Consider the following 15,840-nt stretch of genomic DNA (forward strand, 5'->3'; position numbering starts at 1 on the left):
TACTCATTCCTGAGGAGTATTATACCACAAAATTAACTTTCGCTAACCTTCTCGCCTGAGTAGTATCGCAAGATCCCCTGATAGATGGAGGCAGCTACCTTCTTTTGGTACGCAGGGTCTCTTAGCAGTCTTGACTCCTCAGGATTGGAAAGGAAACCGACCTCGATTAAAGTGCTCGGCATTTGAAGGGTTTTCAACAGGTACATTCCATTGTCCAACGGTTTCGCGAGCCGGTCCGTATTTTTCAAATTGCGCTTTATTTCCTCCTGAACTAGTGTGGCCAAGGTTCGATTGTCTTTATGGTTGGAGGTATAGAACGTCTGTGCGCCGGACCATTTGCTGGAAGGGATCGCGTTCATGTGAATGCTCAAGAACAAATCGGCCTTTTTCTGATTAATAAATTCCGCCCGCTTTAGCAGATCCTCCGTCTTTCGTTTGCTATATCCCTTCGTATTCGGGTCGGCCAAATCCTTATCCTCTTCTCTGGTGAGGACAACCATGGCCCCGGCCTGCTGCAGATAGTCTCTCAGATGCAGCGTAATGGCAAGATTAATGTCCTTTTCAATGACTCCATCCTTGCTTGATGCGCCCCCGTCAGGGCCGCCATGACCCGCATCCAGCGCAATCGTCTTGCCGGAGAGCGGCATCGTCCAATAGGTCCAAGTTTTCGTTGCAGGCAGCTCGTACGTAAACATGAATACCATTAAGGCTATCAGCATAGCTGACATAGCCAGCTTTAAACCGCTGTGAGCCGTTAACCAGACGACGACCCTTTTCTTCCTTCCGAACATGAAAAAATCCACCTCACATCCCATAGAGTCAATACTCATCTATATGGGACAGGGTGGACAATTATACCTTAGTGCTTATACGTGGTACTCAGGTTCCTTCATGCCCTCGATCAGCACCTTGGCCACTTCCGGACGAGTGAATTCAGGCGGCGGGCATTGGCCGTTACGCAACAAAGCTCTTACCTTCGTACCGGAGAGATGCATATGATCCGCTTTGTCGTGCGGGCAAGTTTTGCTGGAGGCCATATTCCCGCATTTGGTGCAGAAGAAGCTATGCTCGAAGAAAAGCGGTGTAATTCCGAGCTCGTCGCTTGTAAAGTTGCTAAAGATCTCTTGTGCCTCATATGTTCCGTAGTAGTCGCCTACACCTGCATGATCCCGGCCCACAATAAAGTGGGTGCAGCCGTAGTTTTTACGTACCATGGCATGGAAAATCGCCTCCCGCGGACCTGCATAACGCATTGCCGCGGGAAACACTCCCAGGAACACTCTATCCTTCGGATAGTAATTCTCAAGCAGGACCAAATAGCTGCGCATCCGTACGTCCGCGGAGATATCATCCGATTTGGTTTCCCCTACCAGCGGATTAAGGAAGAGGGCGTCCACAATTTCCATAGCGCATTTCTGAATATATTCATGAGCGCGGTGTACCGGATTCCTTGTTTGGAAGCCTACAACTCTTTTCCAGCCCTTAGCTGAAAAGATCTCCCTTGTCTTGGCAGGGTCGAAGTAGAAATCCTCGAATTTCTCCGGCTTGGGCCGGTTCAGCACCTGAATCGGTCCGCCTACATACGTCGATGGTCTCGTAAACAACTTCTGTACTCCCGGGTGGGTCTCATTGTCTGTTTTAAATACTTTCACTGCTTCGTTCTTTTGGTCAATTTGGTAGATGCTCTGTACGTCGATAATACCATACACAACGCCGTCGTTCTCGCCTACAAGAGCCACTTGCTGCCCCTCCTGAAGCTTAGAGGCAACATCAGCTTCAACAGCTAAAGTAATGGGAATACTCCATACTGTGCCGTTAGCAAGACGCATACGTTCTACTACCGAGCGATAATCTTCTTCACCTAGGAAGCCAGTAAGTGGGGAAAAGGCACCAACGCCGATCAAATCCAAGTCGGAGATCGTCCAAGCATTAATCTTCAGCTGATATAAGCTCTTGGCTTGCTCAAGAAGCTGTTCTCTCTGAGCTCCTTCAGCAACCCGATTGATTAATGTTCCGCCATGCGGAAGAATGGTTTCTGCCATTTCACTTACCCCTCCATATAGCTTTCGCTTATTTATGAAGACCGCATTCCGTTTTCTCGTGACCGGACCAACGTCCTGCTCTTGGGTCCTCACCAGGCATTACTTGGCGAGTGCAATGGGAGCAGCCGATGCTAGGGTAGTGGTTATCATGAAGTGGGTTATAGATGATGTTATTATTTCGGATATAGTTCCATACATCTTCCGAAGTCCAGTCGGCAATCGGGTTGAACTTGACAAGCCCGAACTTTACATCGTATTCAACCTTCTTCGCATTGGCGCGAGTAGGCGCTTGATCCCTGCGGATACCTGTAATCCAAGCATCATAATTTTTTAAAATGTCCGTCAAAGGATCTACCTTCCGAATGTTACAGCATTGGTTCGGATTGGATTTCCACAGCTCGTCACCGAATTGACTTGCCTGCTCTTCCAAAGTGATCTTAGGGAGCACTTGGACGAACTCAACGCCATAATGCTGCTGAAGTCGGTCACGTGTCTCATAGGTTTCTTGAAAGTGAACGTTCGTATCGAGATAAAAAATATCCGTCTTCGGGCTGATCTTCTGCAGCATATCAACGAGCACCACATCTTCAGCACCAAAGCTGCAAGCCAATGTGATATTAGGGAATTTCTCTACGGCCCAAGCAATTAGCTCCTGCGGACTCTTGGTTTCAAATTCCTCAGCGGCTGTGTTAATTAACTTTTCCTTTTCAAATAAATTCATAATGGAATTAGGCCTCCTATAAAATAAATCCAAGTATGATCATGTGATTTGTTTGTATTAGTATAAATTATAGTCGGTGGCTACTTTTTGTCAAATCAAATTTTTCTCATAGGCACTACCCTATTGTATTTCTCAACATTTGAAAAGGTGACTATGATTTTTTTCAAAAATAAAAAACCTTCCCGCCATATAGGCAAGAAGGTTTCTTCTGGTATCGAAAAATTAACGCTTGGAGAACTGAGGCGCACGACGAGCGGCTTTCAAGCCGTACTTCTTACGCTCCTTCATCCGTGGGTCACGCGTCAGGAAGCCTGCGCGCTTCAAGGAACCGCGGAATTCCGGGTCAGCCTTCAAGAGTGCGCGGGAGATCCCATGACGGATTGCTCCAGCTTGTCCGGAAATACCGCCACCATGAGCGATAACCAGTACATCATATTTGCCAATAGTTTCAGTCAACGCTAATGGTTGCTTTACGATCAGCTTCAGTGTTTCCAAACCAAAATACTCATCCAACTCACGCTTATTGATAACGATACGGCCTTCGCCCGGTACCAAACGAACGCGTGCTACCGAGTGCTTACGACGACCAGTGCCATAATATTGTACTTGTGCCACAAAACAGTCCTCCCTTTATTTTAACCGCGAAGTTCCCAAACTTCTGGTTGTTGTGCTTGATGCGGATGCTCAGCGCCTGCATATACTTTCAACTTCGTCTTCAGAGCGTTACCGAGACGATTTTTTGGAAGCATACCATGGATCGCATGCTCCAGAACACGCTCAGGCTTGTTCTTGATCATATCCTGAGCTGTAGTTACTTTCAGACCGCCCGAGTACAGGGAGTGGTTGTAGTACTTCTTCTGTTGCAGTTTCTTACCAGTCAGATGAATCTTCTCTGCATTGATGATGATTACAAAATCACCTGCATCAACGTGCGGAGTGAATTGTGGCTTATGCTTGCCGCGGATAATGCTTGCCGCTTCACTTGCCAGACGGCCCAGGGTCTTATCGGTAGCATCGATGATGTACCATTTGCGCTCTACTTCATTTGGCTTCGCCATGTATGTGGTACGCATGAAATATGTTCCTCCTAAATCTATATCGATCATGGTTCATAATAGTTGATACAGTTCGGTTTCAAGACCCGGGGCCGTGGGATAGCCGATCAAGAAACACCAAGTGATATTTTACTACATTATTCTGGACTTTTCAAGGACTTATTGCTTCCTCATCGTAAAATACTTCCCATAGCATTAAACCATGAGCAACTGCAGTCGGTCCGGCCAGCTTGCGGCTCTTCCCCTCCAGAATCGTTCGCATCTCCTCACTGGAGCGTTTCCCCTGCCCGACTTGAAGCAACGTACCAACGATAATACGCACCATATTGTATAAAAAACCGTTACCGGTCAAATAGATATGCATAGCATAAGAATTCCATGCCGGATCTACAGGCTCACATTCAATCCTCGCCTCGTAGATGGTCCTGATTCTTGTTTTTTCCGGTGCGGTAAGGGGGGAACAGTACGAGGTGAAATCATGCTCGCCTACGAGGTGCTGCAGCCCCTCTCTCATCGCCTCTACATCCAAAGGAGCATAGTGATGATATTCCAGATGCCGGAGAAACAGATTCGGGTATCTGCCGTGACGAATGGTGTAACGATACGTTTTCCTCTTGGCCGAACGTCTTGAATGAAATTCGAGAGGAACCTCCTTCGCACTCCATACGCGGATATCGTCAGGAAGTCTGGTGTTCACTGCTAAACACCAATTCTTCAAGGGAATCTGGGATTGCGTGATAAAATTAAACACCTGGTAACGGGCATGTACTCCCGCATCCGTTCTTCCGGATGCCGTAATTTTCAAGTCCTCACCCGTCAGTAGTTTGATCGAGTGTTCCAAATGGCCCTGAATCGTATTCAGACCCGGTTGAACTTGAAAGCCGTTATACGCCGTTCCGTCATAGCTTACCGTCATGCAAATATTTCTCACGGCTTGCCTCCATGCCTTAGGTAAACCACTGTATCCCCTAGCTAAATAGAAAGTCCCCGCAGTGAATACGAACCAAAGATAGAGCTTCGGATAAAAAATTACAAAAAAAAGGGCTTCATCGGAATCTAACGATTCCGTCCACCCTTTCCCCGTTCTTCTTAAGCTCGATCAACTAGCTCCAAGTATACCATAGGCGCTGCGTCGCCGCGACGAGGGCCCAGCTTCAAAATGCGTGTGTAACCGCCTTGGCGCTCAGCGTAGCGAGGAGCCAAATCGGAAAACAGCTTTTGAATCGCATCTTGGTTTTCGTTAGCAGCTTCACGACGAACGAAGGAAGCTACTTGACGACGAGCGTGGAGATCTCCGCGCTTTGCGAGTGTGATGAGTTTTTCTGCGATGGAGCGCAATTCTTTCGCCTTTGCTTCGGTTGTTTGAATGCGCTCATGTATGAACAGATCCGTTACCAGATCGCGGAACAACGCTTTACGCGAGCTGGAATCACGGTTCAGCTTTCTATATGCTGCCATGTTTGCAAACCTCCTTCTGCTTGATCATGAGGAAGCGTAGCTAGGAGGCCTAGTCTTCCATCCGAAGTCCCAAGCCAAGCTCTTCGAGCTTTTCTTGTACTTCTTCGAGAGATTTGCGACCCAAGTTACGAACCTTCATCATGTCTTCTTCGGTTTTCGTAATCAATTCTTGTACCGTGTTAATGCCGGCACGCTTCAGGCAGTTATAAGAACGAACGGAAAGATCCAGCTCCTCGATAGTCATCTCGAGAACCTTCTCCTTCTTGTCCTCTTCCTTCTCCACCATAATTTCTGCATCCTTCGCTTCGTCAGTCAAGCCAACGAACAGCATCAAATGCTCCGTTAGGATTTTAGCGCCCAAGCTTACCGCTTCTTCAGGACGAATACTTCCATCGGTCCAGACTTCGAGGGTGAGTTTGTCATAGTTGGTCACCTGGCCGACGCGAGTGTTTTCGACGCTGTAGTTGACACGGGTGATTGGAGTGTAGATCGAATCGATCGGGATGACGCCGATAGGCTGATCTTCCTTCTTATTCTTATCCGCCTGTACATAGCCGCGACCCCGGTTTGCATGAATTCTCATGTGGAGCCGGGCATCTGACGACAAAGTAGCAATATGCAGATCCGGATTCAGAATCTCTACATCGCTATCCCCGCGGATATCTCCAGCTACGACAGCACCTTCACCCTCAGCATCAATCTCCAACACTTTCTCTTCGTCGGAGTGAATCTTAAGGGACAGTCCCTTCAGGTTCAGGATAATCTCCGTAACGTCTTCCATCACACCCGGAACGGTCGAGAACTCATGCAAAACGCCGTCAATCTGCACGGACGTTACAGCAGCGCCCGGCAGAGATGACAGCAGAATGCGGCGAAGCGAGTTTCCAAGCGTAGTCCCGTAGCCTCTCTCCAATGGCTCTACGACAAATTTGCCGTAGCTGCCATCTTCACTAAGAGTTACGGTTTCTATTTTCGGCTTTTCGATTTCGATCATGGGTAGAACCCTCCTTCAAACGTCGTTTCCCTCTGGATAACTTAAGACGTATAAAACGCGTAGTATTCCCATCCAAATAGTATTCACACTTTTTGGATATTTATACCACCTAGCTTAGCAATCCTAATTAGACACGACGGCGTTTTGGAGGACGGCAACCGTTATGAGGAATCGGAGTCACGTCTTTAATCAGGTTTACTTCCAAACCTGCTGCTTGAAGAGAACGGATTGCTGCCTCGCGGCCTGCGCCCGGTCCTTTAACCATAACTTCAACAGCCTTCATGCCATGCTCCATTGCAGCTTTTGCAGCGGATTCAGCAGCCATCTGCGCAGCGAACGGAGTGCTCTTACGGGAGCCCTTGAAGCCAAGGTTTCCGGCGCTTGCCCAGGAGATTGCGTTGCCATGAGGATCTGTGATCGTAACGATCGTATTGTTGAACGTAGAGCGGATATGAGCCACTCCAGAGTCAATATTTTTCCGGTCACGACGTTTCGTACGAACGACTTTTTTAGGTTTAGCCATTTAATTGTTCCCCCCTTTACTATTTCTTCTTGTTAGCTACCGTACGACGAGGACCTTTACGTGTACGAGCATTAGTTTTAGTACGTTGACCACGAACAGGCAAGCCGCGACGATGACGAACGCCACGATAGCAGCCGATCTCGATCAAACGCTTGATGTTCAGGGAAATCTCACGACGAAGATCGCCTTCCACCTTGAGGGTTTTGTCGATTACATCACGGATTTTGCTTACTTCATCCTCTGTCAGATCGCGAACACGAGTGTTCTCGCTGATCCCTGTTTGAGCGATGATCTTTTGAGCCGTTGTGTTGCCGATACCAAAAATGTAAGTGAGCGCAATGATTACGCGCTTGTCACGAGGCAAGTCTACACCAGCAATACGTGCCATTTATGCAAGCACCTCCTTAACCTTGTTTTTGTTTATGCTTCGGGTTTTCACAGATTACCATAACGTTACCTTTGCGGCGAATGACTTTGCATTTTTCGCAAATCGGCTTGACCGATGGTCTTACCTTCATGGTGTTTCCCTCCTCTAGTCTACCTGGGGCAAACTATCTTCGTAAGCTTAGATCCGATTTATTTAAAACGATAGGTTATACGGCCTCTGGTCAAATCATAGGGCGAGAGCTCCACTGTCACTTTATCCCCCGGAAGGATACGAATAAAGTGCATTCTGATTTTACCGGATACGTGAGCAAGTATCTTATGACCGTTCTCCAGTTCTACCTTAAACATTGCATTCGGAAGAGGTTCAATCACTGTACCTTCAACTTCAATTACATCTTCTTTGGCCACAGTCATTCTCCTTTCTCTTGTGCTTCCAGTTGTGAATTGTTCGCATACTTCATAAGTAGATCCCGCAGTTTTCCGTTGGTGACACGACCGGTCTCCAGCAGGCTTTCTCTCACGTAGGAGCTAATCACCGGCAGGAGCTCCAGATGAAGCAGATTTTTCTTTTTAGGCTTATCGAACTTCCGTTTGCAGCCGTCGGCAATCCATACAAATCGTTGGTCTACGACATTGATTATGACAGCATACATACCGGAACCAATTCCCCGATTCACCTTTACGATTTGTCCGATTTGAGGAGCTTGTGTCGTTGACATCATGCTTCCTACGCTCTTGGGAGCGTTAGAATTTCATAACCGTCGGACGTAATCGCTATAGTGTGCTCGAAATGAGCGCACAGTGTGCCATCCACTGTGACGACCGTCCAATCATCCTCGAGGGTCCGGACATACCGTTCTCCTACGTTGACCATCGGCTCAATCGCTAACACCATACCGGGCTTAAGCCGCGGTCCTCTGCCTGCGATCCCGTAATTCGGAATTTGCGGCTCTTCGTGCAGCTTCGTTCCGATTCCGTGACCCACATACTCTCGTACAACCGAAAATCCTTCATCTTCAATGCATTTTTGAATCGCATGAGAAATCGTGTAGAGCCTTGCGTCCGGCTTCGCTTCGGCAAGTCCTGCGAATAAAGACCGTTCCGTCACTTCCAGGAGCTTCAGTGCCGTATCCGATACGTTACCTACCGCGTAGGTCCAAGCCGAGTCCCCATGATATCCTCGAAATTGAGCACCGATGTCGATACTAATGATGTCACCATCTTTAAGCTTTCGTCCGCTGGGTATACCGTGAACCAATTCATCATTGACTGAAGCACAGATACTTCCAGGAAAACCGTTGTAGCCTTTAAAAGATGGGATTGCGCCTTGACTGCGAATATAGTCTTCTGCGATTTGATCGAGCTCTTTGGTTGTAATATCGGGCTGAACAGCTTCCTTCATGAGTCGATGCGTTTCGGCTACAATCCGGCCCGCCTCTCTCATAAGCTCCAATTCAGCAGCAGACTTACAAATGATCATTACGCTTGCCCTCGCAATAGTGAACTGATTTGTGCAGTAACCGTATTAATCTCTTGCTCACCGTTAACCTCACGCAATATTCCCTTGTTACGATAATACTCAAGCAATGGTGCCGTTTTGTTGATGTACTCATCCAAACGAGTACCTACTTTTTCTTCGGTGTCATCCGAACGCTGGTACAGCTCACCAGAACATTTGTCGCAAACATTGTCACGTGCAGGGGGGTTAAACAAGATATGATACGTAGCTCCACAGGACTTACAAATCCGACGACCTGTTAAACGTGCAAGCAGCAAATCACGATCTACTTTCAAGTTAACCACATGTTCGATAGCCGTTCCCATCGAAGTTACAATCTCATCAAGCGCCTCCGCTTGGGAAATCGTTCTCGGGAACCCATCGAGCAGGAATCCTTTACTGCAATCCGGCTGCTGAAGTCGCTCACGAACGATTCCGACCGTAATCTCATCAGGTACGAGCAAGCCTTGATCCACATACTTTTTCGCTTCAACACCAAGCGGCGTCTCTTGCTTCATCGCCAGACGAAATGCATCGCCTGTCGAAATATGAGGAATCTGAAATTCGTTAATGATTCTCTCCGCCTGGGTACCTTTCCCTGCTCCGGGAGGCCCCATAAAGATGATATTCACCGTGACTTCCTCCCCATCGCATCTTTCGATGCTAACAGCACAATAGGTGCCGATAGCTTGAAACGACTATCAGAACCTATCTGCTATTTATTGATAAACCCTTTGTAGTGACGCTTGATCAATTGGCTTTCGATGGTTTTCATCGTTTCCAATCCAACACCGATTACGATCAGCAAGGAAGTTCCACCGATACTAACCGATGCCGGCAATCCAGCCAATTTGCTGAAAAGCATTGGAATGATCGAGATCGCGGCCAAGAAAAGAGCTCCTGATAATGTAATTCTGGTCATCACTCTGGTTAAATAAACCGATGTTGTCTTACCCGGGCGAATACCTGGGATGTAACCGCCGTTCTTCTTCATTTGATCCGCCATTTGCTCAGGATTCATCTGAACAAAGGTATAGAAGAAAGTGAAGCCGATAATGAGCAGGACATACAAGGTCATACCTAGAGGATGCGTATAGTTCAAGTTCGTAATAATCCAATCGGCAACAGGATTCCCTCTCCAGAAGCTGGCGATCGTCGGTGGGAATACCAGAAGCGATAAGGCAAAGATAACAGGGATAACTCCAGCCGCATTGACCTTCAAAGGAATGTGCGTAGATTGTCCGCCGAACATCTTGCGTCCTACCACTCGTTTAGCGTACTGCACCGGTATTTTACGAATACCTTGCTGTACGAAGATAACCCCAACGATTAACGCCACGATCACGATCGCAATAATGACGACCTTGATAATATTCAGGAAGAGCGCATCCCCGGCATCCGTAAACTGAGATTGATAGATGTGTTGAATGCCTGTTGGAATGGCAGCCACGATCCCCGCAAAGATGATAATGGAAATACCATTTCCAATGCCGTTCTCGGTGATTTGTTCCCCTAACCACATCAGAAAAGCAGTACCCGCCGTTAAAACGATAGCAATCAAAGCATACGTTGTAACCGTTGGATTAATAACCAATCCGTTATAGATGTTATTAAATCCGATCGCCAGACCGAATGCTTGGATAATTCCAAGAACGATCGTGCCGTAACGAGTAATCTGCGCTAACTTCTTGCGACCGACTTCTCCTTCTTTGGCCCACTGTGTAAATGCCGGGATTACGTCCATCGACAATAGCTGAACTATAATCGAGGCCGTAATGTAAGGCATGATCCCCATTGCAAAGATGGAGAACTGAAACAAGGCGCCACCGGAGAAAGTATTAAGCAAACCAAACACATCGCTTGAGTTTGCCTGGTCTTGCATTTTAAGTATATCTGTGTTGATGTTAGGTACCGGAATAAAAGCACCAATTCTGTAGACGATCAGAACCAGTAGGGTGAAAATGATCCGTTTCCGGAGATCGTCTACTCTCATAATATTGGATATGGTACGGAACATTAAATCACCTCGGTTTGACCGCCGGCAGCCTGGATTTTCTCTACCGCAGATTGGGAGAATTTGTTGGCTTTCACGCTAAGCTTAACCGTGATTTCACCGTTACCCAGAATCTTGATGCCGTCCAAAGTATTTTTTACGATACCGGACTCAACAAGAACCTCTGGAGTTACTTCCGTACCTGCCGCGAACTTGTTCAAATCCTCAACGTTGACAACAGCATATTCCACACGGAATGGGTTGTTGAATCCACGCTTCGGCAAGCGACGATAAAGCGGGTTTTGACCACCCTCGAAACCAGGACGAACGCCACCGCCGGAGCGAGCGTTTTGACCCTTGTGACCGCGAGTTGCTGTCTTACCCATGCCGCTACCAGTACCACGACCAACGCGCTTACGGGAGTGACGGGATCCTGGTGCAGAAGAAAGTTCATGCAATTTCATCGTTTGCACCTCCTCTAGTCTTTTTATCAAGCGATTTATGCTTCGATTTCTTTCACTTCGATCAGATGAATAACCTGATTCACCATACCGCGAATAGCAGCATTATCAGGTTGAGCAACCGTTTGATGCAGTTTGCGAAGGCCAAGAGCGGCAACAGTTTTACGTTGCGTTTCAGGACGACCGATCAGGCTGCGCTTGAGCGTAATTTGCAATTGCTTAGCCATGGTATCCCTCCTAACCTAAAAGTTCTTCTACGGTTTTGCCGCGAAGCTTAGCAACTTCTTCAACACGCTTCAGACGCTGCAAGCCTTCGAGGGTAGCATTAACCATATTCATGGAATTGGAAGAACCAAGGGACTTCGTCAAAATATCGCCTACACCGGCAAGTTCAAGCACGGCGCGAACAGGTCCGCCGGCAATAACGCCAGTACCCTTGGAAGCTGGCTTCAGAAGAACTTCACCAGCGCCAAAGTGGCCAATGACCAAGTGAGGAATCGTTGTTCCTACGATAGGAACATGGATCAAGTTTTTCTTCGCATCTTCGATGCCTTTGCGAATCGCATCAGGAACCTCGGAAGCTTTACCGATACCAGCGCCTACCCAGCCCTTACCGTCACCCACGACTACGAGTGCGCTAAAGCTGAAACGACGACCGCCTTTAACTACTTTCGCTACGCGGTTAATATTAACCACTTTTTCAGATAGCTCTAAAGTATTGGGATCAATACGCAAGTCCTTTACCTCCTTGTTTGTAAATTTGATTAGAATTCCAGACCTGCTTCACGAGCAGCGTCAGCAAGAGCTTTAACACGTCCATGGTACAGGTATCCGCCGCGGTCAAAAACAACAGAAACCACACCGGCTTTCTTAGCACGCTCAGCGATCAATGCGCCGACTTTCGTCGCGGCTTCAACGTTACCGCCATTGCCGATGTTCTCTCTCAGTTCTTTGTCCTGAGTCGAAGCGGCAGCGATCGTTACACCTTTTACATCGTCGATCAGTTGAGCATACATATGCTTAGAGGAACGGAAAATGTTGAGGCGTGGACGCTCAGTCGTTCCTTGAATTTTCTTACGAACGCGAAGATGTCTTTTCAGACGAGCTTTGTTCTTATCGCCTTTAGTAATCATTCGAGGGTCACTCCTTTCGATTCGGATGAGAAATGGGTTTAGCTTAACACCTTAAGCTACCTTATTTCTTCTTACCAGCTTTACCTTCTTTACGAAGAATGCGCTCGCCTTCGTATTTAATACCTTTACCTTTATACGGCTCAGGTTCACGAACGGAACGGATTTTTGCAGCTGTTGCGCCTACAAGCTCCTTATCGATACCTCTAACGATAATCTTAGTGTTAGAAGGAACTTCGAACTCGATGCCAGTAGCCGGCTCGATTTCTACAGGGTGGGAGTAACCAACGTTCAAAACCAGCTTATTGCCAGTCTTGTTCGCACGGTAACCTACACCAACCAGTTCAAGGTTCTTAACGAAACCTTCCGTTACACCGCTAACCATGTTTTGAACCACACTGCGAGTAGTACCGTGCAAGGAACGATGCAGCTTATTGTCGGATGGACGTTCTACGTTCAGAACTTCACCTTCAACCGTAATTTTCATATCTTTGTGCAGCTCGCGAGTCAAAGAACCCTTCGGTCCTTTCACTGTGATCACTGTATTATCAAGGGAGACGTTAACTCCGCTAGGAATTGCAATTGGTTTGCGACCAATACGGGACATGTGTTGCACCTCCGTTCATTTGAAAATGGGTATTACCAAACGTAGCAGACAACTTCTCCGCCGGATTTGGATTGACGAGCTTCTTTATCGGTCATTACGCCCTTGGACGTAGAGATGATCGCGATACCGAGGCCACCGAGAACGCGAGGGATCTCCTGGCTCTTCGTGTACACGCGCAATCCCGGCTTACTGATTCTTTTCAGACCGGAAATAACGCGCTCTTGGTTCGGGCCATATTTCAGGAACAAGCGGATGATACCTTGCTTGTTGTCTTCGATATATTCAGCGTCACGGATGAAGCCTTCCTTCTTCAGGATCTCAGCGATTTCGCGCTTGATCTTCGAAGCTGGGATTTCTACAGTCTCATGACGAACAACATTAGCATTGCGGATGCGTGTAAGCATATCTGCAATTGGATCGGACATAACCATGTGTGTAAACCTCCTTCCCGAAACTTTGGGTTTTACCAGCTAGCTTTTTTCACGCCAGGGATCTGGCCTTTGTATGCTAATTCGCGGAAACAAATTCTGCAAATTTTGAATTTCCGTAGTACGGAATGCGGACGACCACAGCGTTCACAGCGCGTATAAGCTTGAACCTTGAACTTGGGAGCACGCTGCTGCTTAATCTTCATCGAAGTTTTTGCCACTTACCTATTCACCTCCGATAATGCCGCTGTCATTACTTCACGAACGGCATTCCTAATTGGTTTAGTAATTCACGGGACTCTTCGTCCGTTTTTGCCGTTGTTACGATAACGATATCCATACCGCGCACTTTATCCACTTTATCGTACTCGATCTCTGGGAAGATCAACTGCTCTTTCAGACCCAGTGTATAGTTACCGCGACCGTCGAATGCTTTGGTCGATACACCGCGGAAGTCACGTACACGTGGAAGAGCTACGTTGAATAATTTATCAAGGAAGTGATACATACGGTCGCCGCGAAGAGTTACCTTCACACCGATCGGCATATTTTCACGAAGCTTGAAGCCTGCGATGGATTTCTTTGCTTTAGTGATAACCGGCTTTTGACCAGCGATCAGCTGCAAATCGTTAACGGCTGTATCCAGCACCTTGGAGTTGGAAACTGCTTCACCAACACCCATGTTGATAACAACCTTCTCAATTTTCGGAACCTGCATAACAGAAGTGTAGTTGAACTTCTGCATCAAAGCAGGAGTGATTTCGTTCAAGAAACGATCTTTCATTCTTGCTGCCATGAATCAAGGACCTCCTTTCTTACCTAAGTCGATTAATCGATGACTTCACCGGATTTTTTCGCTACGCGAACTTTCTTGCCGTTATCCAATACTTTGTAACCTACACGAGTTGGTCCACCAGTCTTAGGGTCAACCAGCATAACGTTAGATACATGGATTGGAGCTTCTTGCTCAATGATTCCACCCTGAGGGTTTTGTTGTGTCGGCTTGGAGTGCTTCTTGATCATGTTCACTCCTTCAACCAGTACACGGTTTTGACGAGGATAAGCTGCCAGAATGCGGCCTTTCTTGCCTTTGTCTTTACCAGTGATCACAAGAACGGAGTCATCTTTCTTCACGTGCAATTTATTGTTATGGGACTCAAGTTTCTTTGGTTGCTTTGGCATTTTGATTTACACCTCTTTTCACGAGAGAACTGAACGCTTGATTAGATTACTTCCGGAGCCAGAGAAACGATCTTCATGAAGTCTCTGTCACGAAGCTCACGAGCAACAGGTCCGAAGATACGAGTGCCGCGCGGGCTCTTATCTTCCTTAACGACAACTGCTGCATTCTCGTCGAAAGTGATGTAAGATCCGTCCTTACGGCGCGATCCGCGTCTTGTGCGAACAACAACCGCCTTAACTACATCACCCTTTTTGACAACGCCACCTGGTGTTGCTTCTTTCACGGAACAAACGATCAAATCACCAATGTTAGCTGTACGACGACCCGTACCACCCAACACACGGATACACATCAGTTGCTTCGCGCCAGAGTTGTCAGCCACAGCCAGTCGAGTAAATGGTTGAATCATTGTGTATTCCCTCCTTCCGGAATTGGTTCACGCTGCTTATATTAAACGATAACCGCTTTTTCTACGACCTCAACCAATCTCCAGTTCTTATCCTTGGAGAGCGGGCGAGTTTCCATGATTCTTACAACGTCGCCGATTTTCGCTTCATTGTTCTCATCATGAGCTTTGAATTTCTTAGTGTACTTAATACGCTTGTGGTACAAGCTGTGCATCTTGTAGGTCTCTACAGCTACAACGATGGTTTTGTCCATCTTGTCGCTTACGACTTTGCCCACTTGCGTTTTACGCTCGTTGCGTTCAGCCATCGGAGATCCTCCTCTCTAATTAACTAGTGATACCCAATTCTCTTTCACGCAAAACGGTCTTAGCGCGAGCGATTTCTTTACGAACCTCACGAATTTGAACCGGGTTGTCGAGCTGGCCAGTAGCCAATTGGAAACGGAGGTTAAAGAGCTGCTCTTTAAATCCGTTGATTTTTTGTTCAATCTCAGCAGTGGTTAAGTTGCGGAATTCACTAGCCTTCATTTGCTTCACCGCCTACTTCTTCTCTTTTCACAAACTTCGTCTTGATAGGAAGCTTGTGGGAGGCAAGACGCATTGCTTCGCGAGCAATTTCTTCGCTAACGCCGGCAAGCTCGAACAGAACCTTACCTGGCTTAACAACAGCAACCCATTTTTCAACGTTACCTTTACCGCTACCCATCCGGACTTCAAGCGGCTTTTGAGTGATTGGCTTGGCAGGGAAAATCTTGATCCATACCTTACCACCACGCTTGATGTAACGAGTCATGGCGATACGAGCAGCTTCGATCTGACGGTTGGTAACCCATGCCGGCTCCAGAGCCTGCAGACCGTATTCACCGAAATGTACTTCAGCGCCGCCTTTTGCGTTACCGCGCATGTTGCCGCGGTGCTCTTTACGATGTTTTACACGTTTTGGAACTAACATGA

29 protein-coding genes are annotated in these 15,840 nt (G+C 47.3%); all 29 read right to left on the reverse strand.

The genetic code is table 11. The features are described from left to right. Positions 1–32: 32 nt before the first annotated feature. The 29 genes from cwlD to rplP all read right to left on the reverse strand — a co-directional run bounded on the left by cwlD (position 33) and on the right by rplP (position 15,838). Positions 33–791, reverse strand: coding sequence for an N-acetylmuramoyl-L-alanine amidase CwlD (gene cwlD, locus RAC89_RS10255; protein ID WP_306613369.1), 759 nt, complete (start codon positions 789–791; stop codon positions 33–35). Between the two features lie 75 nt (positions 792–866). Then, on the reverse strand, positions 867–2,042 hold the full coding sequence (gene sat, locus RAC89_RS10260) for a sulfate adenylyltransferase (RefSeq protein WP_306613371.1): 1,176 nt from the start codon (positions 2,040–2,042) through the stop codon (positions 867–869). Between the two features lie 28 nt (positions 2,043–2,070). Beyond that, complete coding sequence (locus tag RAC89_RS10265) at positions 2,071–2,763, reverse strand: phosphoadenylyl-sulfate reductase (RefSeq protein WP_306613373.1); 693 nt, start codon at positions 2,761–2,763, stop codon at positions 2,071–2,073. A gap of 222 nt (positions 2,764–2,985) precedes the next feature. Further along, complete coding sequence (gene rpsI / locus RAC89_RS10270) at positions 2,986–3,378, reverse strand: 30S ribosomal protein S9 (RefSeq protein ID WP_284642593.1); 393 nt, start codon at positions 3,376–3,378, stop codon at positions 2,986–2,988. A 20-nt stretch (positions 3,379–3,398) separates the two neighbouring features. Beyond that, on the reverse strand, positions 3,399–3,836 hold the full coding sequence (gene rplM, locus RAC89_RS10275) for a 50S ribosomal protein L13 (protein WP_284642595.1): 438 nt from the start codon (positions 3,834–3,836) through the stop codon (positions 3,399–3,401). Positions 3,837–3,969: 133 nt separating this feature from the next. Next, positions 3,970–4,749 (reverse strand): tRNA pseudouridine(38-40) synthase TruA, encoded by a 780-nt coding sequence (gene truA, locus RAC89_RS10280; RefSeq protein ID WP_306613377.1) that lies wholly within the window; start codon positions 4,747–4,749, stop codon positions 3,970–3,972. Between the two features lie 158 nt (positions 4,750–4,907). Continuing rightward, positions 4,908–5,276 (reverse strand): 50S ribosomal protein L17, encoded by a 369-nt coding sequence (rplQ, locus tag RAC89_RS10285; RefSeq protein WP_284642599.1) that lies wholly within the window; start codon positions 5,274–5,276, stop codon positions 4,908–4,910. 49 nt (positions 5,277–5,325) lie between these two features. Next, positions 5,326–6,270 (reverse strand): DNA-directed RNA polymerase subunit alpha, encoded by a 945-nt coding sequence (locus RAC89_RS10290; protein WP_284642602.1) that lies wholly within the window; start codon positions 6,268–6,270, stop codon positions 5,326–5,328. A 127-nt stretch (positions 6,271–6,397) separates the two neighbouring features. Continuing rightward, a complete protein-coding gene (rpsK, locus tag RAC89_RS10295) occupies positions 6,398–6,793 on the reverse strand; it encodes a 30S ribosomal protein S11 (RefSeq protein ID WP_013921137.1) in 396 nt (131 codons plus the stop codon). 19 nt (positions 6,794–6,812) lie between these two features. Further along, on the reverse strand, positions 6,813–7,181 hold the full coding sequence (gene rpsM, locus RAC89_RS10300; protein WP_284642611.1) for a 30S ribosomal protein S13: 369 nt from the start codon (positions 7,179–7,181) through the stop codon (positions 6,813–6,815). A 16-nt stretch (positions 7,182–7,197) separates the two neighbouring features. Then, the gene (gene rpmJ, locus RAC89_RS10305) at positions 7,198–7,311 is read right to left on the reverse strand and encodes a 50S ribosomal protein L36 (protein WP_003333770.1); all 114 of its coding nucleotides are present in this window, start codon (positions 7,309–7,311) and stop codon (positions 7,198–7,200) included. Positions 7,312–7,369: 58 nt separating this feature from the next. After that, positions 7,370–7,588, reverse strand: a complete 219-nt coding sequence (gene infA / locus RAC89_RS10310) for a translation initiation factor IF-1 (RefSeq protein WP_009676800.1) — start codon at positions 7,586–7,588, stop codon at positions 7,370–7,372. Positions 7,589–7,590: 2 nt separating this feature from the next. After that, positions 7,591–7,899, reverse strand: coding sequence for a KOW domain-containing RNA-binding protein (locus tag RAC89_RS10315; protein WP_306616081.1), 309 nt, complete (start codon positions 7,897–7,899; stop codon positions 7,591–7,593). A gap of 8 nt (positions 7,900–7,907) precedes the next feature. Next, positions 7,908–8,660 (reverse strand): type I methionyl aminopeptidase, encoded by a 753-nt coding sequence (gene map, locus RAC89_RS10320; protein WP_284642703.1) that lies wholly within the window; start codon positions 8,658–8,660, stop codon positions 7,908–7,910. Next, on the reverse strand, positions 8,660–9,310 hold the full coding sequence (locus RAC89_RS10325) for an adenylate kinase (protein WP_284642704.1): 651 nt from the start codon (positions 9,308–9,310) through the stop codon (positions 8,660–8,662). Before RAC89_RS10325 ends, map begins: the two co-directional genes overlap by 1 nt. An 83-nt stretch (positions 9,311–9,393) precedes the next feature. After that, positions 9,394–10,695, reverse strand: a complete 1,302-nt coding sequence (gene secY, locus RAC89_RS10330) for a preprotein translocase subunit SecY (protein WP_284642705.1) — start codon at positions 10,693–10,695, stop codon at positions 9,394–9,396. Further along, positions 10,695–11,135: a 50S ribosomal protein L15 gene (rplO, locus tag RAC89_RS10335; protein WP_284642706.1), complete on the reverse strand. Its 441-nt coding sequence runs from the start codon at positions 11,133–11,135 to the stop codon at positions 10,695–10,697. Before rplO ends, secY begins: the two co-directional genes overlap by 1 nt. A 35-nt stretch (positions 11,136–11,170) precedes the next feature. Further along, entirely contained in the window at positions 11,171–11,359 is a 189-nt protein-coding gene (rpmD, locus tag RAC89_RS10340; protein WP_284642707.1) for a 50S ribosomal protein L30, read from the reverse strand. 10 nt (positions 11,360–11,369) lie between these two features. Then, positions 11,370–11,867 carry a 30S ribosomal protein S5 gene (gene rpsE, locus RAC89_RS10345; protein ID WP_284642708.1) on the reverse strand — a complete coding sequence of 166 codons (498 nt, stop codon included), beginning with the start codon at positions 11,865–11,867 and terminating at the stop codon, positions 11,370–11,372. Positions 11,868–11,896: 29 nt separating this feature from the next. Then, on the reverse strand, positions 11,897–12,265 hold the full coding sequence (gene rplR, locus RAC89_RS10350) for a 50S ribosomal protein L18 (protein ID WP_284642709.1): 369 nt from the start codon (positions 12,263–12,265) through the stop codon (positions 11,897–11,899). Positions 12,266–12,326: 61 nt separating this feature from the next. After that, positions 12,327–12,869 (reverse strand): 50S ribosomal protein L6, encoded by a 543-nt coding sequence (gene rplF, locus RAC89_RS10355; RefSeq protein ID WP_284642710.1) that lies wholly within the window; start codon positions 12,867–12,869, stop codon positions 12,327–12,329. Between the two features lie 32 nt (positions 12,870–12,901). Continuing rightward, positions 12,902–13,300: a 30S ribosomal protein S8 gene (gene rpsH, locus RAC89_RS10360; RefSeq protein WP_284642711.1), complete on the reverse strand. Its 399-nt coding sequence runs from the start codon at positions 13,298–13,300 to the stop codon at positions 12,902–12,904. A 32-nt stretch (positions 13,301–13,332) separates the two neighbouring features. Then, positions 13,333–13,518, reverse strand: a complete 186-nt coding sequence (locus tag RAC89_RS10365) for a type Z 30S ribosomal protein S14 (protein ID WP_113022649.1) — start codon at positions 13,516–13,518, stop codon at positions 13,333–13,335. Positions 13,519–13,550: 32 nt separating this feature from the next. Next, on the reverse strand, positions 13,551–14,093 hold the full coding sequence (gene rplE, locus RAC89_RS10370; protein WP_284642712.1) for a 50S ribosomal protein L5: 543 nt from the start codon (positions 14,091–14,093) through the stop codon (positions 13,551–13,553). Between the two features lie 32 nt (positions 14,094–14,125). After that, positions 14,126–14,479: a 50S ribosomal protein L24 gene (gene rplX, locus RAC89_RS10375; RefSeq protein WP_284642713.1), complete on the reverse strand. Its 354-nt coding sequence runs from the start codon at positions 14,477–14,479 to the stop codon at positions 14,126–14,128. Positions 14,480–14,520: 41 nt separating this feature from the next. Further along, positions 14,521–14,889 carry a 50S ribosomal protein L14 gene (gene rplN / locus RAC89_RS10380; protein ID WP_284642714.1) on the reverse strand — a complete coding sequence of 123 codons (369 nt, stop codon included), beginning with the start codon at positions 14,887–14,889 and terminating at the stop codon, positions 14,521–14,523. Between the two features lie 41 nt (positions 14,890–14,930). After that, a complete protein-coding gene (gene rpsQ, locus RAC89_RS10385; protein WP_284642715.1) occupies positions 14,931–15,194 on the reverse strand; it encodes a 30S ribosomal protein S17 in 264 nt (87 codons plus the stop codon). A 19-nt stretch (positions 15,195–15,213) separates the two neighbouring features. Further along, positions 15,214–15,414 (reverse strand): 50S ribosomal protein L29, encoded by a 201-nt coding sequence (gene rpmC, locus RAC89_RS10390; protein ID WP_284642716.1) that lies wholly within the window; start codon positions 15,412–15,414, stop codon positions 15,214–15,216. After that, entirely contained in the window at positions 15,404–15,838 is a 435-nt protein-coding gene (gene rplP / locus RAC89_RS10395) for a 50S ribosomal protein L16 (RefSeq protein ID WP_284642717.1), read from the reverse strand. Before rplP ends, rpmC begins: the two co-directional genes overlap by 11 nt. Between the last annotated feature and the right edge of the window lie 2 nt (positions 15,839–15,840).

The sequence above is a fragment of the Paenibacillus sp. GD4 genome (genome assembly GCF_030846225.1).
Classification (GTDB): Bacteria; Bacillota; Bacilli; order Paenibacillales; family NBRC-103111; genus Paenibacillus_G; species Paenibacillus_G silviterrae.

Excerpts from the sequence above, each read along its gene's own strand:
- rplM (WP_284642595.1), bottom strand. The coding sequence starts at position 3,836 with ATGCGTACCACATACATGGCGAAGCCAAATGAAGTAGAGCGCAAATGG.
- rplE (WP_284642712.1), bottom strand. The coding sequence starts at position 14,093 with ATGGCAGCAAGAATGAAAGATCGTTTCTTGAACGAAATCACTCCTGCT.
- rpmJ (WP_003333770.1), bottom strand. The coding sequence starts at position 7,311 with ATGAAGGTAAGACCATCGGTCAAGCCGATTTGCGAAAAATGCAAAGTC.
- rplX (WP_284642713.1), bottom strand. The coding sequence starts at position 14,479 with ATGCCAAAGCAACCAAAGAAACTTGAGTCCCATAACAATAAATTGCAC.
- rpsM (WP_284642611.1), bottom strand. The coding sequence starts at position 7,181 with ATGGCACGTATTGCTGGTGTAGACTTGCCTCGTGACAAGCGCGTAATC.
- RAC89_RS10290 (WP_284642602.1), bottom strand. The coding sequence starts at position 6,270 with ATGATCGAAATCGAAAAGCCGAAAATAGAAACCGTAACTCTTAGTGAA.
- rpmD (WP_284642707.1), bottom strand. The coding sequence starts at position 11,359 with ATGGCTAAGCAATTGCAAATTACGCTCAAGCGCAGCCTGATCGGTCGT.
- rplR (WP_284642709.1), bottom strand. The coding sequence starts at position 12,265 with ATGATTACTAAAGGCGATAAGAACAAAGCTCGTCTGAAAAGACATCTT.
- map (WP_284642703.1), bottom strand. The coding sequence starts at position 8,660 with ATGATCATTTGTAAGTCTGCTGCTGAATTGGAGCTTATGAGAGAGGCG.
- rplF (WP_284642710.1), bottom strand. The coding sequence starts at position 12,869 with ATGTCCCGTATTGGTCGCAAACCAATTGCAATTCCTAGCGGAGTTAAC.
- rplO (WP_284642706.1), bottom strand. The coding sequence starts at position 11,135 with ATGAAATTGCATGAACTTTCTTCTGCACCAGGATCCCGTCACTCCCGT.
- rplP (WP_284642717.1), bottom strand. The coding sequence starts at position 15,838 with ATGTTAGTTCCAAAACGTGTAAAACATCGTAAAGAGCACCGCGGCAAC.
- RAC89_RS10315 (WP_306616081.1), bottom strand. The coding sequence starts at position 7,899 with ATGTCAACGACACAAGCTCCTCAAATCGGACAAATCGTAAAGGTGAAT.
- cwlD (WP_306613369.1), bottom strand. The coding sequence starts at position 791 with ATGTTCGGAAGGAAGAAAAGGGTCGTCGTCTGGTTAACGGCTCACAGC.
- rplQ (WP_284642599.1), bottom strand. The coding sequence starts at position 5,276 with ATGGCAGCATATAGAAAGCTGAACCGTGATTCCAGCTCGCGTAAAGCG.
- rpsK (WP_013921137.1), bottom strand. The coding sequence starts at position 6,793 with ATGGCTAAACCTAAAAAAGTCGTTCGTACGAAACGTCGTGACCGGAAA.
- rpsQ (WP_284642715.1), bottom strand. The coding sequence starts at position 15,194 with ATGGCTGAACGCAACGAGCGTAAAACGCAAGTGGGCAAAGTCGTAAGC.
- RAC89_RS10265 (WP_306613373.1), bottom strand. The coding sequence starts at position 2,763 with ATGAATTTATTTGAAAAGGAAAAGTTAATTAACACAGCCGCTGAGGAA.
- secY (WP_284642705.1), bottom strand. The coding sequence starts at position 10,695 with ATGTTCCGTACCATATCCAATATTATGAGAGTAGACGATCTCCGGAAA.
- rpmC (WP_284642716.1), bottom strand. The coding sequence starts at position 15,414 with ATGAAGGCTAGTGAATTCCGCAACTTAACCACTGCTGAGATTGAACAA.
- rpsH (WP_284642711.1), bottom strand. The coding sequence starts at position 13,300 with ATGGTTATGTCCGATCCAATTGCAGATATGCTTACACGCATCCGCAAT.
- rplN (WP_284642714.1), bottom strand. The coding sequence starts at position 14,889 with ATGATTCAACCATTTACTCGACTGGCTGTGGCTGACAACTCTGGCGCG.
- sat (WP_306613371.1), bottom strand. The coding sequence starts at position 2,042 with ATGGCAGAAACCATTCTTCCGCATGGCGGAACATTAATCAATCGGGTT.